This is a genomic window from Streptomyces sp. HD (assembly GCF_028369295.1).
GTDB lineage: Bacteria > Actinomycetota > Actinomycetes > Streptomycetales > Streptomycetaceae > Streptomyces.
The window spans coordinates 257,037-278,147 of the sequence record NZ_JAQMYP010000001.1 but is presented as its reverse complement, the minus strand read 5'-3'; the positions used below and the strand labels follow the sequence as shown (position 1 = coordinate 278,147).

15 protein-coding genes are annotated in these 21,111 nt (G+C 70.1%); 9 read left to right on the top strand and 6 right to left on the bottom strand.

All coding sequences use genetic code 11. The features are described 5' to 3' along the window. Positions 1 to 43: 43 nt before the first annotated feature. The 5 genes from POF73_RS01265 to POF73_RS01245 are packed head-to-tail and all read left to right on the top strand — an operon-like array spanning position 44 to position 5,483. Positions 44 to 1,777: a lipid II flippase MurJ gene (locus POF73_RS01265; RefSeq protein ID WP_272112569.1), complete on the top strand. Its 1,734-nt coding sequence runs from the start codon at positions 44 to 46 to the stop codon at positions 1,775 to 1,777. Beyond that, the gene (locus POF73_RS01260; RefSeq protein ID WP_272112468.1) at positions 1,767 to 2,573 is read left to right on the top strand and encodes a polysaccharide deacetylase family protein; all 807 of its coding nucleotides are present in this window, start codon (positions 1,767 to 1,769) and stop codon (positions 2,571 to 2,573) included. Before POF73_RS01265 ends, POF73_RS01260 begins: the two co-directional genes overlap by 11 nt. Then, complete coding sequence (locus POF73_RS01255) at positions 2,570 to 3,712, top strand: glycosyltransferase (RefSeq protein ID WP_272112467.1); 1,143 nt, start codon at positions 2,570 to 2,572, stop codon at positions 3,710 to 3,712. Before POF73_RS01260 ends, POF73_RS01255 begins: the two co-directional genes overlap by 4 nt. Then, positions 3,709 to 4,374, top strand: coding sequence for a lipopolysaccharide biosynthesis protein (locus POF73_RS01250; RefSeq protein WP_272112466.1), 666 nt, complete (start codon positions 3,709 to 3,711; stop codon positions 4,372 to 4,374). The genes POF73_RS01255 and POF73_RS01250 overlap by 4 nt, the downstream gene beginning before the upstream one ends. Then, positions 4,371 to 5,483: a GNAT family N-acetyltransferase gene (locus tag POF73_RS01245; protein WP_272112465.1), complete on the top strand. Its 1,113-nt coding sequence runs from the start codon at positions 4,371 to 4,373 to the stop codon at positions 5,481 to 5,483. Before POF73_RS01250 ends, POF73_RS01245 begins: the two co-directional genes overlap by 4 nt. Here POF73_RS01245 and POF73_RS01240 read toward each other — a convergent pair. Next, complete coding sequence (locus POF73_RS01240) at positions 5,474 to 6,772, bottom strand: glycoside hydrolase family 26 protein (protein WP_272112464.1); 1,299 nt, start codon at positions 6,770 to 6,772, stop codon at positions 5,474 to 5,476. The genes POF73_RS01245 and POF73_RS01240 overlap by 10 nt on opposite strands. 294 nt (positions 6,773 to 7,066) lie before the next feature. On the opposite strand from POF73_RS01240, the gene POF73_RS01235 reads away from it, so the two are divergent. From POF73_RS01235 to POF73_RS01225, 3 genes are all read left to right on the top strand, one after another. Further along, on the top strand, positions 7,067 to 7,624 hold the full coding sequence (locus POF73_RS01235; RefSeq protein ID WP_272112463.1) for a hypothetical protein: 558 nt from the start codon (positions 7,067 to 7,069) through the stop codon (positions 7,622 to 7,624). Beyond that, positions 7,615 to 8,103: a hypothetical protein gene (locus POF73_RS01230; protein WP_272112462.1), complete on the top strand. Its 489-nt coding sequence runs from the start codon at positions 7,615 to 7,617 to the stop codon at positions 8,101 to 8,103. Before POF73_RS01235 ends, POF73_RS01230 begins: the two co-directional genes overlap by 10 nt. Before the next feature lie 63 nt (positions 8,104 to 8,166). Beyond that, positions 8,167 to 12,261 (top strand): SGNH/GDSL hydrolase family protein, encoded by a 4,095-nt coding sequence (locus POF73_RS01225; RefSeq protein WP_272112461.1) that lies wholly within the window; start codon positions 8,167 to 8,169, stop codon positions 12,259 to 12,261. Between the two features lie 68 nt (positions 12,262 to 12,329). Here the strand turns inward: POF73_RS01225 and POF73_RS01220 are convergent, their stop codons facing one another. Next, positions 12,330 to 12,764 (bottom strand): hypothetical protein, encoded by a 435-nt coding sequence (locus tag POF73_RS01220; protein WP_272112460.1) that lies wholly within the window; start codon positions 12,762 to 12,764, stop codon positions 12,330 to 12,332. 332 nt (positions 12,765 to 13,096) lie between these two features. Continuing rightward, positions 13,097 to 15,049 carry an AMP-dependent synthetase/ligase gene (locus POF73_RS01215; protein WP_272112458.1) on the bottom strand — a complete coding sequence of 651 codons (1,953 nt, stop codon included), beginning with the start codon at positions 15,047 to 15,049 and terminating at the stop codon, positions 13,097 to 13,099. 135 nt (positions 15,050 to 15,184) lie between these two features. Between POF73_RS01215 and POF73_RS01210 the strand changes: the two genes are divergently transcribed. Further along, complete coding sequence (locus POF73_RS01210; RefSeq protein ID WP_272112457.1) at positions 15,185 to 15,802, top strand: chorismate mutase; 618 nt, start codon at positions 15,185 to 15,187, stop codon at positions 15,800 to 15,802. On the opposite strand, the gene POF73_RS01205 is transcribed toward POF73_RS01210, so the two are convergent. The 3 genes from POF73_RS01205 to POF73_RS01195 all read right to left on the bottom strand — a co-directional run bounded on the left by POF73_RS01205 (position 15,793) and on the right by POF73_RS01195 (position 21,068). Continuing rightward, on the bottom strand, positions 15,793 to 17,400 hold the full coding sequence (locus POF73_RS01205; protein WP_443049381.1) for a YfbK domain-containing protein: 1,608 nt from the start codon (positions 17,398 to 17,400) through the stop codon (positions 15,793 to 15,795). The two genes, POF73_RS01210 and POF73_RS01205, sit on opposite strands and share 10 nt — an antisense overlap. Before the next feature lie 147 nt (positions 17,401 to 17,547). Further along, the gene (locus tag POF73_RS01200) at positions 17,548 to 18,420 is read right to left on the bottom strand and encodes an ABC transporter permease (RefSeq protein WP_272112455.1); all 873 of its coding nucleotides are present in this window, start codon (positions 18,418 to 18,420) and stop codon (positions 17,548 to 17,550) included. Continuing rightward, positions 18,417 to 21,068: a CocE/NonD family hydrolase gene (locus POF73_RS01195; protein ID WP_272112454.1), complete on the bottom strand. Its 2,652-nt coding sequence runs from the start codon at positions 21,066 to 21,068 to the stop codon at positions 18,417 to 18,419. Before POF73_RS01195 ends, POF73_RS01200 begins: the two co-directional genes overlap by 4 nt. Positions 21,069 to 21,111: the final 43 nt, after the last annotated feature.

The following is a 21,111-nucleotide window of genomic DNA, read 5'->3' as shown; positions in this document are numbered from 1 at the left end:
CGGGCCGGCGACGACCGGGGGCACGCCCGACCCGGCCACCGGGATGCCGGGCGACCACCCCGCACCGGCCACCCCCGAAGGCACCGGCGTCAAAACCCTGACCACCCCCGGCCTCCGCCCCACACCGGCCCCCACCCCCTCGGCCCGCTTCCTCGCCAAGGCGACCCTCCTCTCCGCCACCCTCTCCATGGCCGGCGCGCTCCTGGGCCTCGGCCGGGACCAGGCGCTCGCGCACCTCTTCGGTGCCGGGGCGGGCACCGACGCGTTCCTGGTGGCCTGGACCGTGCCGGAGATGGCGGCGACGCTGCTGATCGAGGACGGCATGGCGTTCGTGCTGGTGCCGGCGTTCAGCGTGGCGTTGGCGCGACGGGCACTCGCGCTCGGCTCCCCCGACCCCGTACGAGCCCTGGTCGCCGCCTCGCTGCCCCGGCTGTGCCTCGCGCTGGCCGGCACCGCCGCCCTGCTCGCGGCCGGGGCGCCGCTGGTGGTCTCTCTCCTCGCGCCCGGTCTGACCGACCCGTCCCTCGCCGTGTCCTGCACGCGGCTGACGGCGACGTGCGTGCTGAGTTTCGGGCTGGCCGGGTACTGCAGCGCGGCGCTGCGGGCCCACCGCAGCTATCTCGCCCCGGCCGCGATCTACATCGGCTACAACATCGCGATCATCGCCACGATGTTCGTCGTCGGCGAGCGCTGGGGCGTACGGTCCGCCGCGCTCGGGGTCGCGCTCGGCGGGTGCCTGATGGCCGTCGTACAGGCGCCGTCCCTGTGGCGGCGGATCGCCGGGCGGTCGCCCCGGCCCGCGCCGGCATCCCCGTGCCCGCCCGCATCCCCGTGCCCACCTGCATCCCCGTGCCCGCCCACGTCCGCGTCCCTGTACGAGGGGCCCGGTGGCCGGTCGCTCGCGCTCGGTCTCGTCTGCGCGGTGCTGCTGTTCACCCTGTGCCGGCAGTCGCAGGTCCTCATCGAGCGCTTCTTCGCCTCCGGGCTGCCCGCCGGGGCCATCTCGCATCTCAACTACGCGCAGAAGGTCGCCCAGCTGCCGATGTCGCTGTCGCTGATGGTGTGCGTGGTGACCTTCCCGGTGGTGGCGCAGGCCATCGCCGAGGGCGACACACTGCGGGCCAGGGAACGGGTCGAGCGGGATCTGGTGCTGATGGCCGGTCTGGTCCTGCTCGGCGCCGCCGTGGTCGTGGCGTGCGCCCCGCAGATCATCCAACTGCTGTTCCAGCGGGGCGCGTTCACCGCACAGGACACCGCGGCCACGGCCGCCGTCATGCGGGTGTACGCGCTCGGGCTGCTCGGACACACGCTGGTGGGCGCGCTGGTGCGGTCGTACTTCTCGGCCGGGCGGACCACCTGGTACCCGCTGGGCGCGATGGGCGTGGGCGCCTTCGCCACCGTCGTGATCAGCGCCTGGGCCGTGGGCACCTGGGGTGCGCGCGGTATCGCGGCAGCCAACGCGGCCGGTATCACCCTGACGGCGCTGCTCCTGCTGCACGGCCTGGGTCCGCGCAGTGTGCCGGTGCGGGTCCGCCGGGTCGTCGTCGAGCTGGCCCGGCCGGTGTGCGCGGCCCTCGGCGCCACCGGGGCCGGGCTGGTCTGTGCGGGGCTGTTCGACTCGCCCGCGGCGTCGGTCGCCGCCTGCTGCTCCGGTGCGACCGCTGTGTTCCTGCTGCTGGCCTGGTTCCTCGACGCGGCCGGCACCAGGTCCCTTCTGCTTTCCGTCACGCATTCCTTCCCCAGCACGCTCACACGAAAGCTTCGCCATGGTGGCTGACATCTCCGCCGCGCCCCGCGCGGCCGAACCCGACCCCGAACCGGCCGCGGAAACACGACCGAAGCGGCGTCCCGCCGCCTGGGTGGCCATGTACCACTCGGTCTCGGACTGCCCGGACGACCCGTACAACATCACCGTCACCCCCGCCCGTCTGGAGCGGCAGCTCGCCTGGCTGGCCGGTCGCGGTCTGCGCGGGGTGAGCATGCGGGAGCTGCTCGCGGCGCGCGCCCGTGGCGCGGAGCGCGGCCTGGTGGGGCTCACCTTCGACGACGGGTACGCCGACTTCGTGACCGCCGCCCTGCCGGTGCTGCGCCGCCGGGGTTTCACGGCCACGGTGTTCGTGCTGGCCGGGATGCTCGGCGGCGAGAACGCCTGGGACGCGAGCGGCCCGCGCAAGCCGCTGCTCGACGCGGACGGCATCCGCCTCGCCCGGGCCGCCGGCATGGAGATCGCCTCCCACGGGCTGACCCACACCGACCTGACCGTGGCCGACGACCAGGTCGTGCGCTCCGAGGTCGGCGAGAGCCGGCACCTGCTCACCGCCCTCACCGGCGACGACGTCGACGGCTTCTGCTACCCGTACGGCCATCTCGACGAGCGCGCCACCGACGCCGTACGCCACGCCGGTTACCGCTACGCCTGCGCGATCGCCCCCGGCCCGGCCGGCTCCGGCGATCTCGCGCTGCCCCGGATCCACGTCGGGCAGTCCGACACCCCGGCCCGGCTGGAGCTGAAGCGCCGGCTGGCCCGGGTCCGCCGCCGCACCCTGGACGCCCATGCCCTGGAGGTCGTGTGAAAGCCCTGCATGTCATCACCGGCCTCGGCGTGGGCGGTGCGGAACAGCAGCTGCGCCTGTTGCTGCGTCATCTGCCCGCCCAGTGCGACGTGGTGACCCTGACCAATCCCGGCCCGGTCGCCGAGGGCCTGACCGCCGACGGTGTCCAGGTCACGCACCTCGGGATGACCGGCAACCGCGACATCGGCGCGCTGCCCCGGCTCACCCGGCTGATCCGCTCCGGCGGCTACGACCTGGTGCACACCCATCTGTACCGGGCCTGTCTCTACGGCCGGATCGCGGCGCGCCTCGCGGGGGTCGAGACCGTCGTGGCCACCGAGCACTCGATCGGCGCCACCCACCTTGAGGGCCGGCCGCAGAGCGCCGGTGTCCGTGCCCTGTACCTGGCCGGCGAGCGCCTCGGCCGTGCCACGGTGGCCGTCTCGCCGACGGTGGCCGAACGGCTGCGGCACTGGGGTGTGCCCGGCCAGCGCATCCGGGTCATCCCGAACGGCATCGACGCGGCCCGCTTCCACTACGACGAGGCGCGCCGCAAACAGGCCCGCGCGTTCCACGGGCTGCCCGAGGACGCGTTCGTCGTCGGCGGGGTCGGGCGCCTCACCCCGGGCAAGCGCTTCGACGTGCTGTTGCGGGCGCTGGCCCTGCTGCCGCTCGGCGTACGGCTGTTGCTGGTCGGTGGCGGGCCCGAGGAGGAGGCGCTGCGGCGCACCGCCCGGGATCTGGGGGTCGCGGGCCGGGTGGTGCTGACGGGCGAGCGTCCGTATCTGCCCGACTCCCGCGACGAGGCGCCCGACCTGGTCTCCCTGCTATCCGCGATGGACGTGCTCGCCTCGCCGTCGCCGGAGGAGTCCTTCGGCCTTGCCGTGGTGGAGGCGCTGGCGGCCGGGCTGCCCGTGCTGTACGCGAGCTGCCCGGCCGTCGAGAACTTGCCGCCGGACGCGGCACCCGGGGCCCGGCGCGTCACCGGCGGCGCGGGGGCTTACGCGCGGGAACTGCTGAGGCTGCGGGCGGCGGGCCCGGGCGAGCGGACCGTGCCGGACGCCGTGCACCGCTACGACATCCAGGGCACCGCCCGGCAGCTGATGGATCTGTACACGGCCGCTCTGTCCGGCTCGACCTCGGAAGTGAGTCCCTCATGACGGACAACCCCGCTGGGCGCCCCCCGTTGTTCGACCTCGCCCGCCTCACCCGGCCGTCCCCGTGGTGGTGGCTGCCGGCCGGCGCGCTGCTCGGTGCCGTGACCGGTGGCGCGTACGGCCTGTTGCGGCCGCCGGAGTTCACGGCGACGAGTTCCGTCGTCGTCGTGCCCAACGGCGGTACCGACGCCGACCGCGCCGACGCGCTCGGCTTCGCGCAGGCGTACGGCCGGGTCGCCACCCAGCTCGCGGTGCTCGGGGACGCGCAGGTGTGGGCGGGCGTACCGGTGTCGACGCTGCGCAAGAGCGTGGACGTCGCGACCTCGCCGGACGCGCCGATGATCGCGGTCTCGGCGACGTCGTCGAGCCCCGGTCAGGCGGTCGACATCGCCAACGCCGTGTCCCGGGCGCTGCTCACCCAGGCGGACCACACCAAGGACGACACCGGCATCAAACTGGAGCGTCTCTCCCGCGCCCTGACGCCCACCGAACCGTCGTCCGCGTCCGCGGCGCTGACCGCCCTGGTGGGTGCGAGCGCCGGAGGTCTGCTGGGCGGCCTCGCGCTGCTGGCCAGGCCGCGGCGGGGCGAGGACGGCGACGACACGGGCCGGGCGTCGGTGCCCGGACCGGCAGGCGCAGCCGACGCCCACGGAACCCTCGGGTGACCGCGCCCGGCCGCGCGCTGTCGGTGGAGCTCTGCACGGACGAGCGCGAGTTCGCGGCGCTGGCCGGGGAGTGGGAGCGCCTGCACCGGGCGTGCCCGTCCGCGACGCCGTTCCAGAGCCACGACTGGCTGCACTCGTGGTGGCTGTCGTACGGCACGCCCGGCCGGCTGCGGCTCGTCCTGGTGCGCAGGGGCGGTGAGTTGGTGGCGGCGGCCCCGCTGATGCGGGTGCACCATCCGCTGCCGGCGCTGGTGCCGCTCGGCGGCGCCATCACCGACCTGTGCGATGTGCTCATCGACGACGCGGTGGCCGCGCCGGGCGCCGGGGCGCTGGCGGACGCGCTGACCGACCTGGCCCGCACCGCCCTGGTCGACTTCCGCGAGGTGCGGCCGGGCGGTGCGATGGAGCGGGTCTACCTGTGCTGGCGCGGGCCCCGGCTCCGGATGCGTGACTCGGTCTGCCTGGAGCTGCCCGCCGTCGCGATGGACGAGCTGGCGGAGCGGCTGTCGTCGCGGCACGCCCAGCGGCTGCGCAACAAGGTGAACCGGCTCACGCGGCTCGGCGTCGAGTGGCGTGTGGTGCGCCCCGACGAGACGGAGGACGCGCTGCGCCGGCTCCTCGAACTGCACCGGCTGCAGTGGCAGGGCAGACGGATGTCGTCGGAGCACATGCGGCCGCGGTTCCTGGAGCACCTGGTCCGGTCGGTGGCCCCGATGGCCCGGTCCGGGCAGGCGGCGGTGATGGAGTTCCTGCTCGAAGGGGCCGTGATGGCGGTCAATGTGAACCTGCTGTCAGGGGGACTGGCGGGCACCTATCTGTACGGCCTCGATCCGCAGCTGCGGCAGCGCAAGGTGGACGTGGCGGTGATGCTGCTGCACGCGTCCAGCGAGCACCTCAAGTCCCTCGACGGACGCCGGGTGCTGAGCCTGCTGCGCGGCGACGAGCCGTACAAGCACCGCTGGCACCCGGAGACGGTCGTCAACCAGCGCTTCCTGCTGGCCCGGCGCCGCACCGCCCCGCTGCTGGCGGCCGCCGCCGGGGAGGCTGCCGTCCGCCACCGGGCCAAGACGGTCCTGCGCGGCAGCCACGGTCCCGCGCATCACCGGTAGGGCGTGGCCGGTGGTGCCGACGGCTCGGCCGGCACCGGTGTCGGGCTCGGGCCGGCCGGCTTGCCCGGTTCCGGGGAGGCCGTGGGCACGGTCGGGGTGGTGGCCGACGGCCCGGGTTCCGGCCGGGGCAGCAGGGGGCTGGACAGCAGGTCGCGGTACAGGGCGGAGGCGTGGGGGTTGTCGGAGCACAGCCAGACGCCGTGCGGGCAGTAGTCGGTGATGGTGTTGTACAGCGGCTTGTACTGGTCCATCCACGCGAGCATGCGCAGCATGTACCTGATGTTGTCGCCGTTGCGGAACAGGCCCCATTCCGGATACGAGATCGGCTTGCCGTGCTTGCGCGCGAAGTCCACGTGGTGCTGGAGACCGTACGGCTCGGACACCTGCTCGTCGAAGTCGAGCCCGTGCGGCTGGTCGTAGGCGTCCATGCCGATGACGTCGACGAACTCGTCGCCCGGGTAGCACTCGGGCCAGGGGATCGCGTCCATGCCCCGGCTCGGGGCGAAGTCGAACTTGAACTTCTGTCCGGGGACCGAGCGCATGACGGTGACGATGCGTTGCCAGTACCGCTTCCAGGCATCGGGGTCGGGCCCGCAGCGGTGGGTGTAGGTGATGCCGTTCATCTCCCAGCCGAGCACGACGACCGTGTCCGGCACACCGAGGGCGACCAGCCGCTTCGCCAGCACCTCGAAGTGGTCGTCGAACGCGCCGGACGCGGCCTGCCCCAGCAGCTTTCTGACGGCGGCGTCGGAGAGGTGCTCCTCGTTGCGTTCCATCATCGGGACGTTGAGGACGAGCATCCGGTCGTCCTTGGCCCGCCGCCACTCGGCCCAGCTGTCGAGGAAGCCGTGCGCGCCCTCGATGTTGCTCCACAGGTCCCCCGGCAGATAGGTGTGCCCCACCCGCAGCTCATGGCCGCCCAGCCAGCGGCTGAGCTGCTTCATGCGCTCCAGCCCGACGGGGCCGTAGTGCAGGAACGCCCCGAACGCGGGGCCGTACGCGGCCACTCCCTGCGGGGCGTGCGCGGGGTCGGGCGGCGTGGGTGACATGGGTGACGTGGGTGACGTGACGGGATCGGGGCGCGGCGCCGGGCGGTCGTCGACGGGCGGTCCCGGGGGTTCCTGGGCCCGCGGCGCCGACTGCGTCATGGGCTCGGGATGCCGCGGTTCGCGATGGGGTGCGGTGTCGGCCCCGAAGGCCGTGCCCGGGGCGAGCGCCGTCGAGGCGACCACTCCGGCGGTGATGAACGCCAGTCCTCTGGGGGTGGACCGGCGACGGTCAGGGGCCATGCTTCCTCCTCGGCGCAGCTCCTCTCACTTAGTGATAGGTAGTCACATCTGCCGCCGTCGCACCAATGGAGTGCGCCCGAACGAGCCCCTGATCCCTGGCTCTTTCGGTCCTACGAGTGATCGAAAACCAACCCTCCCTCGGCGTAAGGAAACCGATGGCCCACGACGCGAGGAAAGGGAGGGAGACATTCCGTGTTCGCAAAGCTCAAGACCAGCTCAACACGCTATTGCGGGACATCCGAAGGAGATACAGTCGCACACGTTTCCGAATCGGGGACATGACAAGGGGGATCCGTGTTCAAGCGTTCCGTCTTACGTACGGCCATCGCCGCCGCAGCCCTGGCCCTGACCGCCGCCACCGCTACGAGCGCCGGCGCCGCCGCTGACCCCGGCACCAAGGAACCGAAGATCATCGAAATCAGAGGCAATAAGGACCTCAAGATGATCGAAGGCGCCGACGGCAAGACCCTTCTGGAAAACAACACCGCTGTGACTGCGGCTGCCGCCAACGTTTGCGGCTCCGACTACACCATCTCCGCCGGCGCCGCGCGCTACGGCAACAACGCCAGCCTCTACCTGTGGTGGAACGGCAAGTACAGCGGCTCCAACAAGCTGTACGACAAATACATCTGCGGCGTCTTGTTCAACGACACCGGCTACACCCGCAACATGGGCATCAAGCTCTGGTCCAACTTCACGGCCGACCCCGTCAAGGAAGACTTCGGGTACTACAAGACCTACGCGGGACCCGTGTACCAAAAGCGCGGCGGCTGCGGCAAGGCGTACTCATACATGCTGGACGGCTCCGGAGTCGTCGTCGACAACTACTTCACGATGTCCGGATGCAACTGACCACCACTCGTGGCGGACTGCGCCGTATCGCGTACGGCGCAGCCATCGCCGCCACCATCATCGGTACCGCTGGTTGCACCACCGGTCAGACCGTTCCGGACAGAGCCACGGAATCTGTGACCACCCCACCGTCGCCGGCGGCCGAACCGACCGAAGAACCCACGCCTGAACCGACACCGGTGATCAGTTACCTCGGTGACACGAAGGTCGTCACCTTGGGCAATGTCGAAGCACGGGTCACGCCCGGCGAGTACGGCATCAATGTGGCCTGCAACGTCCGCAACGACGCGGGTAGAGCCCTCCGGTACAAGACGCAGATCACAGTCAGCTCCGAAGGCGTCTCATACAGCGCCGAATTCGACTTCGGTTCCATCGAACCCGCGGCCGTCGGCCGGCAGTCCAAGGCCGTGGGGTCCCATGCCACTGAAGTGCGCCAGGAAGATCTCAAGGTGTACATCGACTCCGTCATCACTTACTAACGAAAGACGGGAATGAGACACAAACAAGCCGTGACGCTGGCTGCCCTCACGGCAGCCTTAGCGATGACAACATCGCTCATCACCACCGCACAAGCAGCGGAACCCACACCACCCCCGAATGCGGCAGACGGCTGGGCCACCGACACCACTGACGGAAATCCGGTCAAGCTCAAGCCATCGGCCATACCCGCCAAGGACCGTGAGCAAATCCTCGGCGCGGACTACCAGAAGAGCGACGACCGCATCGTCACCATCTCCGGCGACGGCACCGGGCTGCATGTCCTCACCGGAAAGGCCAAGGACGGCTATGCCCTGAAAACAGCGGCCACCCTGTACGAGGAAGGCTTCGCCTCCGACACCTGGATCGGTAATCACTGCGTCACCGAATCCGGGAAGTACGCCGCCGTCGCCTACGCCCCGCGTATGTTCACCAACAAACCCGAGCTGATGGTGCGCGGCGCGTTCACCGCCCTGGTCAACCTCGACTCGGGGAAGGTGACCAAGCTCCCCCACAGCGCCTCACTGGCCTACTTCAGTCCCGGCTGCGGCAATGGCGACGATGCTGTCTTCACCCAGCTCACCCACGACGGAGACACAGAGCAGAAGACCCGTCTCATCACGGTTGACGCCGCCACCGGCAGGACCGCAAAGCCGGCCGTGCTCCCGGGACAGGTCACTTCCGCCGTGCCCGCAGAGGGCGGGATCGTTGCCGCACACGGCAACAAGCTCGTCCGCATCAAGGGCAGCAAGGAGATCGAGCTGGCCCGCACCCGCACGGTGCCGTTCCAGATCACCGCGGACGCAGACGGCGGTGTCACGTTCATCGATCGCGAGCTGGACAAGAAGGCGGACAAGACGCCGAAGTCCTGGGCCAAGCGGATCAAGGGAACGGCGAAGCCGGTCACCCTGGCCGAAGGCAACCTCGACGCATGGGATCTGGCCTCCTCGGCCAAGGGGAATGTCTTCATCACCGGTGAGGCGAAGACGAAGAGCACGCTGCCCAGGGCCGTCGCCAACCCGGGTGGCCTCACCAAGGGAGCGCTGGTCTCCAGCCATGGACTGTCCGCCGCCACTACCCAGTGGTCGGACGGAAAGACCACACTGATCAACCCCGAGGACGCCGACCAGGCGCGCCCCGCCCGGCTGAACCTCAAGTCCCTGGCCACGGACAAGAAGGCCATCCTCGACGTAACTCCCAGCGCCGGCCACGACGGCGGCGTCTCCCCGTCGCTTCCCGGAGCTGAGCCGCAGGGCGACAGCAGCGGCGAGATCGACAGCGACGGCATGTCGACCCAGATGACCCGCACCCAGGCCATCACCGCATTCACCGACCCCAAGCCCGGCAGCGCCAGTGACCCGAGCGAGAAGGCCGACGAGCGCACCTGCTCCGTACCGCGCAACGACGTCAAGCTCCAGGCGTTCCAGCCGAACCCGCGCCAGGTGGAATGGGCAGTGGATCAGGCGGTCGTCGGCGAACTCAACCTGACTCGCCCCGCGAATTGGAAAGACACGGGCATCGGCGCCTACACGCCGCAATCCATGTTCCAGCCCATCGTGCTGGCCGGCGACCCCAACGGAACCCTCGACAACGAGGATCCCGACGTCACCGACAAGTGGCACATCCCTTCGCAGGTGCTGCTCGGCATCACCGCGCAGGAATCCAACATGTGGCAGGCCACCCGCTTCGCCGTCCCCGGAGTCACCGCGAACTCCCTGGTCGGTAACTACTACGGTGTCGACTACGCCGCCTCCGGCCAGCAGAACGACCCGTGGTCGATCAACTGGTTCGACGCCGACTGCGGCTACGGCATCACCCAGGCCACCGACGGAATGCGACTTCCCAACAAGGGTCAGGACACCCTCTCGACCCTGAAGCAGCAGGCCGTGGCGGTCGACTACACCGTCAACATCGCGGCGGGCGCGCAGATCCTGTCCCACAAGTGGAACGAGACCTACAACGCGGGCCTGACGCTGAACAACAGGCACCCGCAGTACATCGAGAACTGGTTCTTCGCCCTGTGGGCCTACAACTCGGGCTTCCACACGACGGCCGACTCCGCCGGTCACAAGGGTGTCGGGTGGACCAACAACCCGGCCAACCCGCTGTGGAAGGCCAACCGCCCCATGTTCCTCGAAGGCGCGGGAGGAGGCGACGACTACAGCCACGCCGCACACCCGCAGGACTGGCCCTATGAGGAGAAGGTCATCGGCTGGGCCGCGCGCCCGATCTCAGCCCTGGTCGCCCCGGGCGACTTCAAGCCCGGCTACCTGTCCGCCTGGTGGAACACCATCGGTGCCCGCAGCAACGCCCAGCCCCCCGTCGACCTGTTCTGCGACTCGACGAACCACTGCGACCCGTCGAAGATCGGCGACAACGACTCCAACGACCAGGGCCAGGGGGCATGCACCCTTGACAGCGGGACCAGCGAGACCAACCCGCACTGGCTGCACTGCTGGTGGGACCATGCCGCGCCCACCTGGAAGGACTGCCAGACCCTGGCCGAGTGCGGTAACGGCGTCCACCGGTTCGACACCAGCTACGGCGAACAACCGGACGGAAAGGCCTACCCGCCCCGCTGTTCCAGCGGCCTCCCGGACGGCACTCTGGTCGTCGACAACCTCCCGAAGGGCACCACACCCACAGGATCCACGGCAAGAGGCTGCGGCCCTGTCGAGTCCGACGGAACGTTCGCCTTCAGCTTCGGATCATGGAATACCACCATGGAACGCCCCGACGACTCGACGCTGACCATGACGACGTACCCGAGCAAGATCGACACGCATCAGATCGGGGCAGGATACGGGGATCATTTCTGGTTCGCGCACACACGGCAGCCGGAGACTCACCCCAGCCTGAGCGGCCGTATGAAGGTGACCGGAAAGTGGACCCTGGGCCAGTCCGGTATCGGCTGGGCCCGCGTCCTGGTCCACGTCCCTGACCACGGTGCGCACACCCGGCAAGCGGTATACACGGTGGGCGGGTCGAACTCGACTTCACCGAATCGTGCGATCCAGCAGAGAACCCAGAAGAATTCATGGGTCAACCTCGGTGTCTTCAACTTCACCGGCACCCCGAGCGTGTCCCTGAGCAACTTCACCCAGGACGGCGACGGCACTGAGGACGTCGCCTGGGACGCGGTCGCTTTCCAGAAGCTCCCCCGCAAGCCCGCGGACCAGATCGTCGCCCTGGGTGACTCGTTCTCCTCCGGCGAAGGAGCATCCGAGGGAAACACCAACTACTACCCGGAGAGCAACTACCGTTCGAGCACCAGCGATTCCGCGCGGGATGCCTGCCACCGCTCCAACAAGGCGTGGTCTCGTCAGGCCACGCTGCCGGGCATGACCAAGTCGATCGGAGAACTCGCCGACACCAACAGCACCGGCCTGGACTACAAGATGGTCGCCTGTTCCGGCGCCCGCAGCTACAACATCGACCAATACGGCCAGTACGGTGAACTCTCGCAGCTCCAGGCCGGATACCTGGATCAGAACACCACCATGGTCACCATGTCGATCGGCGGCAACGACGCACGCTTCACCCCGATCATCCAGAAGTGCATTCTGGCGGGCGACAGGAACTGTGCCGACTCGATCTTCGACCAAGAAAACTTCGATGACACGAAGGTCGCGGGAGATGAGCAGTTCTTCGGGAAGCCGTTCAAGGACGCCGTACCGGGACTGATCACCTCCGTCGTACGCCGAGATGTTCTGGCGACCATCGAGAAGATCCGGCAAAAGGCGCCCAACGCGAGGATCCTCCTCATGGGCTACCCCGTCCTGGTCTCCGGCGACGGGAGCTGCCTGAAGCTGAACATCGGTCTGCCGTACGGGCTCTCTCCCGCCACAACCCAGTGGCTCGGGACCGTGGCCACACATCTGGCCAAGGAGATGGGCAACGCGGTAACCGATGCCAAGAACAAGGGCATTGACGCCAAGTTCGCCAACCCCATCGCCAAGTTCAACGGCAAGGGCATCTGCGGCGACCCGGAGAGCATCCACGGCATCGTCACCAAGCTCGTCGACAGCGACAAGCCGGCCGTCGATTTCCCCCTGCTCAAGGACTACGGGCTGTCCGCTCAGTCATTCCACCCGAAGATCGCCGGAGCGCGCCTGTACGCCGACGTGCTCGAAGCCAGTCTGAACGGCTGGGCACCCTGACCCGACCTGACGACCTGCTGAGAAAGGGCCCTGGCGGGATCCCCCGCCAGGGCCCTTTCGTCGTCCGGTCATTCACCGCTCGGCGTGCAGGAGTAGTCCTCACTGCCGCCGCCGTCACCGAACTTGGTGCAGCTGAGGTAGTTCCTCGTGTCACTGAGAAGGAAAATGCCCCCGTGCTTTTTGGCCGCAGCTTCCAGGTCGACACCCGATGGATCGCTTGCTGAATCCTCGTAGTATTCCCCTGTCAGGCGGCCAGAGCCCTCGGCCACCTTGTCCGCAGGGATCCATTCGAATGCGATGCTCTTGCCGTCAAGAACACCATGGAGGCCAGTGGCCTTACCTTTACATGCTTCGGCCACTGCACTGTCGGACGGGTAAATGGGTTTCATTTCTTTCGCTATCCGGCACAGCACGGCATCGGTGTCCGCCCCGGACGTGAAATACGAGTACATCCTCATGTAGCACGACATGTCAGGCTTTTTTGGAGGATCCGGATCGAACACAGGAGGCGTTCCCCCACCTGAGCACACATCGGTTGTCTCCGTTACCGTCACATGAAGATCCGGGTGCTCCTCCCCAACTCGACGGGCATACTCCCGCATTCGCTGCTTGACGCTCTTACGCGCCTCCTCGGCCTGTCCGGACCTGGCCAGATCCTTCAGCCCATCACTACTGCACCCAGCCAGCATTGAAACGCACACCAACACAGACGCCGACCCCACCCAGGCCCTCCGCAGCACCCGCATATACCTGTCCATTCACGAGGCGCTATGTTCACATTCAATACTGACTATATTGCCCCCTCCAGCAACCCTGATTGCGTTATTTCGAGTTGCTACTGACGAGGGTTGCCGTACAGCGCCTCGATCTCCCCCGCGTACGCCAACATCACCGCATGCCGCTTCACCTTCAAGGACGGTGTGAGCATGCCGTTGTCCTCGTTGAACTCGCCCTCGACCAGGGTGAACGCGCGGATCGACTCGGCGCGTGAGACCGCCTCGTTGGCGTAGTCGACGGCCTTCTGGACATCGGCGCGGATCCGGGGATCCCGGATCACCTCGGCCATCGGAGTGTCGGCGGGCCTCTTGCGGACGGCGAGCCAGTGCGCCACCGCATCCGGGTCCAGGGTGATCAGGGCGGCGACGAAGGGGCGGTTGTCGCCGACGACGATGCACTGGCCGACCGGCGGGCGGCTGCGCAGGCGGTCCTCCAGGACGGCCGGGGAGACGTTCTTGCCGCCGGAGGTGACGAGGATGTCCTTCTTGCGGCCGGTGATGGTGAGGTAGCCGTCCTCGTCGAGGGCGCCGAGGTCGCCGGTGGCGAACCAGTCGCCCTGGAGCACGGCGTCGGTGGCGGCCTGGTTGTTCCAGTACGAGCCGAAGACGATGCCGCCCTTGATGAGCACCTCGCCGTCCTCGGCGATGCGCACGGCGGTACCGGGGACCGGTTGGCCGACCGTGCCGGGGCGGGGCTTCAGCGGCGGGACGATGGTGGCGGCGGCCGACGTCTCGGTCAGGCCGTAGCCCTCGTAGACGATGATTCCGGCGGCGTAGAAGAACAGGTTGAGGTTGCGGTCCAGCGGGGAGCCGCCGCTGATGGCATAGCGCATCCGGCCGCCGAGCTCCTTGCGGATACGGCGGTAGACCAGCAGGTCGTACAGGGCCCAGGCGGCGTAGAGGCCGGGGCCGGGGCCCTTGCCGGTGCCGAGGAACTTGTTCAGGTAGGCCTCGCCGAAGCGGACGCCGATGCGGTCGGCGCGGTCGAAGGAGGCGCCGCGGCCGATCTTCTCCGCCGTCGCGCGGCCGGTGTCGTGGATCTTCTCGAAGAGGTACGGGACGCCGACGAGGAAGGTCGGCCGGAACTCCTGGAGGGCCGGTCGGAGTTCGTCGGGCTTGATGCTCGGGCAGTGGCCGATCTCGATGCGGGCCATCAGACAGGCGATCTGGAGGGTGCGGCCGAGGATGTGGGCGAGCGGGAGGAAGAGGAGGGTGGAGGCCTCCTGGCCGGTGACCTCCTTGAAGATCGGGTGCAGCAGCTCGACCGTGTTGGCGGCCTCGGCGTGGAGGTTGCCGTGGGTGAGGACGCAGCCCTTCGGCCGGCCGGTGGTGCCGGAGGTGTAGCAGACGGTGGCGATGGTGTCGGGGGTGAGGGCCGCGCGGCGCGCGGCGACCTCGTCGTCGGGGACGTCCTGGCCCAGGGCGGCGAGCTCGGCGAGGGCGTCACCCGCTGCCGCAGCAGCTGATGTCTCAGCCAACTGCCATATGCGCGGGGGCTGTTGGTGCTGCGCCGTGCCCGTCGCCGCCGTCTTCGTGTTCTCCTGCGTCTCGGTGACGACATGGCGGGCGCCCGAGTCTCGGACGATCCACTCCACCTGGTCGGCGGAGGACGTGGCGTAGATGGGGACGGTCTGGCCGCCGGCCGCCCAGATGGCGAAGTCCAGGACCGTCCACTCGTAGCGGGTGCGGGACATGACGGCCACGCGCCCGCCGGGTTCGAGCCCTGCAGCGATCAACCCCTTGGCCACGGCGGTGACTTCGCGGGCGAAGGCGGTGGCGGTGACGGGGTGCCAGGTGCCGCCCCGCTTGCGCCGCAGGACGACGGCGTCGGGGGCCTCGGACGCGTTGGTGAAGGGGAGGTCGGCGGTGGTGCCGGTGGCGGGCCGCGGTGCGAGGGGCGGGGTGCGGGCCTCGCGGACCACGCCCTGGTCGTCCTTGACGATCTCGACCCTGGTGCGGTCCAGCAGATCGGCGCGCTGTTTCGCCCGCTTCAGATCCTTGCGTACGCCCATGTCGGCTCCCGTGCCAGTCGGACTTACTCGGGAGTCAACTTACTCATGCGTAACAGAAGGTCAATGGGTCGGGCACAGAGAACGTGGGCGTGTCGGTACGTTGCTGTACGACCATCCCCCACTGAAGGGAACCTCGTGCACTCCCGACGTCTCCGGTCCGCCCTGGTCGCCGCCTGCGCCGCCGCGGCCGTGTCCCTGACCGGCGCCGCACCGGCCGCCGCGTCCCCCTCGGCTCCGGTGCGGGCGGCCTCCGTCACCCCCGGACTCACCCCGCTGACCGACCTGTTCGCCGAGCGGCTGCTGGTCGCCGACAAGGTGGCCGCCGCCAAGTACGGCACCGACAAGCCGATCGACGACCCGGTGCGCGAGCAGCAGATCCTGGACGACGTCGGCGCGCGGGCGGCCGGGCTCGGGCTGGACCCGCAGGCCGTGCGGGCCGTCTTCCGGGACCAGATCGAGGCGAACAAGCTGGTCCAGCGCGGCCTGTACGCGCGCTGGGACGCCCACCCCGAGGAGCGGCCCACCGAGCGCCCCGACCTGGTCAAGGAGGTACGCCCGATCCTCGACCGCATCACCACGCAGCTGCTGGACACGCTGAAGGACACACAGCGGCTGCGCACCTCGCCGTCCTGCGAGCCCCGGCTGTACGTCGCGGCCGCCCGGTCGGCGTACGGCCATCAGCTGGACGTCCTGCATCTGAAAGGGCTGCAGCGGGCGGTGCCCTCGGTGTGCGGGGGCGCCGGTCAGTCCTGACCGGTGAGTTCGCTCGCCCGGCCGATGGCGTCGGCGAGTCGGCGTACCTCCTCGTCCTCCGTGGTGGTCGCCAACTCGTCGGCGCGGTCGGCCAGTTCGCCGAGGTCCGTGGTGCCGGGCAGGCTGGTCCAGCGGTCGTCGCCGCGGCGGAGGGCGTCGGCGAAGTAGGCGGCCGTGGCCGTCACCTGGAAGCGGGGGCTCGCCCGGCGGACGGAGTTCTCCAGGGAGTCGGTCTCCAACTGGCCGGACTCCTCGTGCGGGGTGCGGGTCTTCGGGTCGAGCCAGCGAACGCTCGCCGTGGCCAGGTGGCCCTCCGTGCCGGGCCTGGTGCGGACGGCGTAGAGCGCGGTGACCGTGTGGCCGGGGCCGATCTCGCCGCCGTCGACGCTGTCGTCACGGAAGTCCTCGTCGGCGACCTGACGGTTGTCGTAGCCGATGAGGCGGAAGTCGGTGACGGTCTCGGGGTCGAAGGCGACCTGGGCCTTGGCGTCGCGGGCGGTGAGGTCGATGTTGCGGGGCAGGTCGTCGCAGAAGACCTTCCTGGCCTCCTCCTCGCCGGCGACGTACACCGTGTGGCCGTCGCCCTTGTCGGCCAGGCGTTCCATCAGGGCGTCGCCGTAGTCGCTGCCGACGCCCACGCCGAAGAGGGTGATGCCGTGTTCGCGGCGTTCGGAGGCGATGCGTTCGAGGATGGTGTCGGCGTCGGTGTCGCCGGTGTTGGCCAGGGCGTCGGAGATGAGGACGACGCGGTTCGTCGCGCCCTCCCGCAGGCCCTCCTCGGCCGTTTCGTAGCCCGTGTCCACGCCCGCGCCCAGGTTGGTGGAGTCGGTGGGTTCCAGGCTGTCGATCGCGTCGTGGATGTCGTCCCGGTTGCCGCCGAGGCGGGTCATCGGCAGGACCCGCTCGGCCTCGTCGCTGAACGTCACGAGGGCGACCGAGTCGTCGTCGCGCAGCCGGTTCGTCATCACGCCGAGGGAGTCCTTGGCGAGGTCCAGGCGGCCCGGTTCGGCCATGGAGCCGGAGATGTCGATGACGAAGGTGAGGGCGGCGGGCGGGCGTTCGCCGGAATCGGCGGCGGGGCGGGTGGCCAGGCCCACGCGGACCAGGGACCAGTCCTCGCGGTCGGTGCGGGCGCCGTCGACGCTCACCGTGAAGCCGTTGCCGTCGGGACGGTCGTAGTCCTGGCGGAAGCTGTTGACGAACTCCTCGGGGCGGACCGTCGACGGGTCGGGCAGCCGGCCCTCGGCGAGGGTTCGGCGGGCGTAGCCGTAGGAGGCGGTGTCGACGTCCAGGGCGAAGGTGGAGAGGTGGTCGGGGGCGGGGGCGAACTCGCGGGACTCCGAGTCGTCGGTGCCGTTCTGCTCGCCCGTGCCGCCGGTTCCCGTGCCCCCGCCGCTGCTCGTGCCGCCGCTGCTGTGGTCGTAGCCGGGGGCCGGGAGGGCGTTGCCGTTCTTCCCGTCGTCCGCCGAGGTGTCCCCGCTGTCGCTCGCGCCGCAGCCGGTGAGCAGCAGTCCGGCCGCCGCGGTGAGTGCGAGGAGCCCTCGCACTCGGTGTGCCCGGCGCATTCGGTGTCGTCGGTGTCGTCGGTATCGCTCCATCGTCCGTGCCCCCTTGGTCCGTTGACGTCGACTTCTGTGACTGTGACGGGCCAGGGGGCCGGAACGTGCGCTACGGAGCGTTGCGGATGAGTCTCGAAGAGGGCACGGTGACGGGCCGTCGAGACCGGTGGGTGATCCTCCGTTGACCTACGACACCACGTCCTTGCGGGCAAAACCGCGGAAGGCCAGCGCGAACAGGATCAGGGCGTACGTTACGGAAATCGCGGTGCCCTGGATCATGCCGGACCACTCGGCGCGGGGCTGGACGGCGTCCGCCCACGCGAACTGCCAGTGCGCAGGCAGGAAGTGGCGCCAGTCGCCGAGGGCGGTCACCGCGTCGAGGACATTGCCGACGATGGTGAGGCCCACCGCGCCGCCGACCGCGCCGAGCGGGGCGTCGGTCTTGGTCGACAGCCAGAACGCCAGTCCCGCGGTGACCAGTTGGGACACGAAGATGTACGCCACGACCACGACGAGGCGCTGCGCCGCCGTCGCCGTGTCGAGCGAGCCGCCGGTCGGGATCTGCAGCGGACCCCAGCCGTACGCGGCCGTGCCGACCCCCAGCGCGACCAACGGCAGCAGCAGCATCGCGGCCAGGCTGAGCCCCAGTCCGACCACGAGCTTGGACCACAGCAGGCGGGCCCGGGGCACGGGGGCGGCCAGCAGGTAGCGCAGGGAGGACCAGCTGGCCTCCGAGGCGACCGTGTCCCCGCAGAACAGCGCGACCGGGATGACCAGCAGGAAGCCCGCGGAGACGAACAGGTTGACGGCGGCGAAGTTGGCGCCGGACGCCGTGGCCGTGTCCATCAGGGTGATGCGGTCGCCGCCGCCGTCCGGCTCGCCGCCGATCGCGAACGCCGCGACCAGCACGAACGGCAGGACGGCGAGGATGGCGAACATGACCTGCGTACGGCGTCGCTTCAGCTGCCGGATCAGCTCGACGCGCAGCGGCAGCGTACGGCCCGCCCGGTAGCCGGAGGCGACCTCGGTGCGCGCAGTGCTCTCGACGAGTGTGCTCATGCGGAGCCTCCGATCAGGGTGAGGAAGGCGTCTTCCAGTCGGCGGTGCGGGCCGACCGACTGGACGGGCACTTCGAGCCGGACGAGTTCGGCGACCAGGCGCTGTGCGCTGCCGTCGGGGTCGAGCCGGACCAGGATCCCGTCGTCGGTGCGTACGGCCGAGGCCACGCCCGGCAGGGCGGCGACCTTCTCGACGACCGGCTCCTCCACCGCCGTGGCGGTGCCGACGAGCAGCGTGTCGCCGGAGCCGATGATCTCGGCGACCGGGCCCGCCTGCACGAGCCGGCCGCGGTCCATGACCACGAGGTGGGTGCAGGACTGCTCGACCTCAGCCAGCAGATGGCTGGAGACGATCACCGTGCGGCCGGCGGCCGCGTAGCGGATCATCACCTGGCGCATCTCGCGGATCTGTGGCGGGTCGAGACCGTTGGTCGGTTCGTCCAGGATGAGCAGGTCCGGCAGGCCGAGCATGGCCTGGGCGATGGCCAGGCGCTGGCGCATGCCCTGGGAGTACGTGCGGACCGCGCGGGCCAGTGCGTCGCCGAGGCCGGCGATCTCCAGGGCCTCGTCCAGGTGGGCGTCCTCGGCCGGGCGGCCGGTGGCCTGCCAGTACAGCTCCAGGTTCTCCCGGCCGGACAGGTGCGGCAGAAAGCCCGCGCCCTCCACGAAGGCGCCGACCCGGGACAGGACGGGTGCGCCGGGGCGGATCGCGTGGCCGAAGACCCGGACCTCACCGGCGTCCGGCTTGATCAGGCCCATCAGCATGCGCAGGGTCGTCGTCTTGCCCGCGCCGTTCGGGCCGAGCAGACCCAGTACCTGCCCCTTCTCCACCCGGAACGACAGGTCCCGTACCGCGTACCGGTCCTGCGAGCCCGCGTACCGCTTGCTCAGGTCGGTGATCTGGAGCGGGACTTCGGCCAGTTCGGGGTCGGGGGCGGGAGTGGCGGTGCGGCGGCGGGCCGTCAGCAGCAGGGCGAGGGCGATCGCCACGGCGGTGAGCGGCAGCCACCACACCCAGGACGGCAGCGGGGCGGCGGCGGTGCTCACACCGGGGGCGGTCGGGACGGACAGGTTGCCCTTCAGGGAGACCGTGTACGTCGCCGGTGCGGCCGGGGAGGCGTAGCCGAGGTCCGTGGAGGACAGGACCAGGCGCAGCCGGTGGCCCTTCTCGATGCCGTAGTCGATGGCGGGGAGCGTGAGCGTCACGTCCTTGCCGGACCCCGCGTTCTCGACGCGCACGGGTGTGACCAGCTGCGACGGCAGCACCTGCTGGGTGCCGTCGGGGCCGACGTCGTAGACCTTGGCGAAGAGCACCGCGTCCTCGCTGGTCGACTTCACGTGCACGGTCGCCGTCGGGGAGCCGGTGATGCGCAGGTTGTCGCCGACCGGCGCCGACTGGAAGCGGGCGAACTGGCCGGGGAAGTCCAGGGACACCCCGACGCCGAGCGAGGACAGCTGGGCGAGTCCGCCGGTGCCGCCGAGGCCGGGCAGGGCGGAGACGGCGGGCGGGTTGGCGCCGGCCGGGTTGGCGAAGCTCTGCTCGCGGCCGGTGAGGGCGACGGACTCACGGCCGCTCTCCAGGCCGGGGTAGGTGTCCGCGCTAGCGCCCCGCAGCAGGGCCTGACCGTCGGTGGAGTCGACGCCCCCGGTGCGGGTGACGCGGAAGGCGGGGCCGGTGTCGGTGCTCTTGTCGCCCTTGAGGTAGCGGTCGAACCAGGACTGGACGCGGGCCTGGATGCGGCCCGTCTCCATGTCGCCGCCGTCGTGGCCGCCGGAGATCCAGTCGACGTCGACGGGGGCGCCGTTGGCCTTGATCGCCTTCGCGGCCTGGTCGGCCTGGCCGAGCGGGAAGAGGGAGTCGGACTGGCCCTGCACCAGCAGGGTGGGCACCTTGATGCGGTCGCCGACGGCCGACGGGGAGCGCTCCTCCAGCATGGTGCGGGCCTGAGCGTCCGGGATGCCGGACTCGGCGACCCGGTCGTACATCTGGCAGATCCGCGTCTCGAACTTCTCGCAGCCGCCTGCCGAGTTGACGAAGATGCCCGCCCAGAGCTTCTTGAACACGCCGTTGGGGAACAGGGCGTCCGCGAGGTTCCAGTACGTGATCGCCGGGGCGATGGCGTCCACCCGGTCGTCGTGGCCGGCGGCCAGCAGCGAGATGGCGCCGCCGTAGGAGCCGCCCGCCATGCCGACGCGCGGGTCGCCCTTCTTGTCGAGCTCCACCTGGGGCTGTTCGGCCAGCCAGTCGAGCAGCCTGGAGACGTCGGCGACCTCGCCCTTCGGGTCGTTCAGCCCGACCTTCCCGGTCGACCTGCCGAACCCGCGGGCCGACCAGGTCAGTACCGCGTACCCGTCCCGGGCGAGGTCCTCGGCCTGCTGCCGTACGTCGCCCTTGCTGCCGCCGAAGCCGTGCGCGAGGAGGACGGCGGGCCGGCGCCCACCGGATCCGGCCGTGAAGTACGAGGTGTCGATACGCACCCCGCCCCCCATGTCCATGACCCGCTCGGTGTTGTGCACCCGTGGCGCGTCGTCATCGGCGACGGCCGTCCATGTCCCGGCCCCGGCGAGGACGACGACGCAGGCCGCGGCGGCGACCCACCACCGCGGCTTCCGCCCCCGCCCCCGCAGTCCGGGCAGTCGAAGATCCATGTTTCAACGGTACGGGGTGAACCTGTCGGGGAGTTGTCGACCA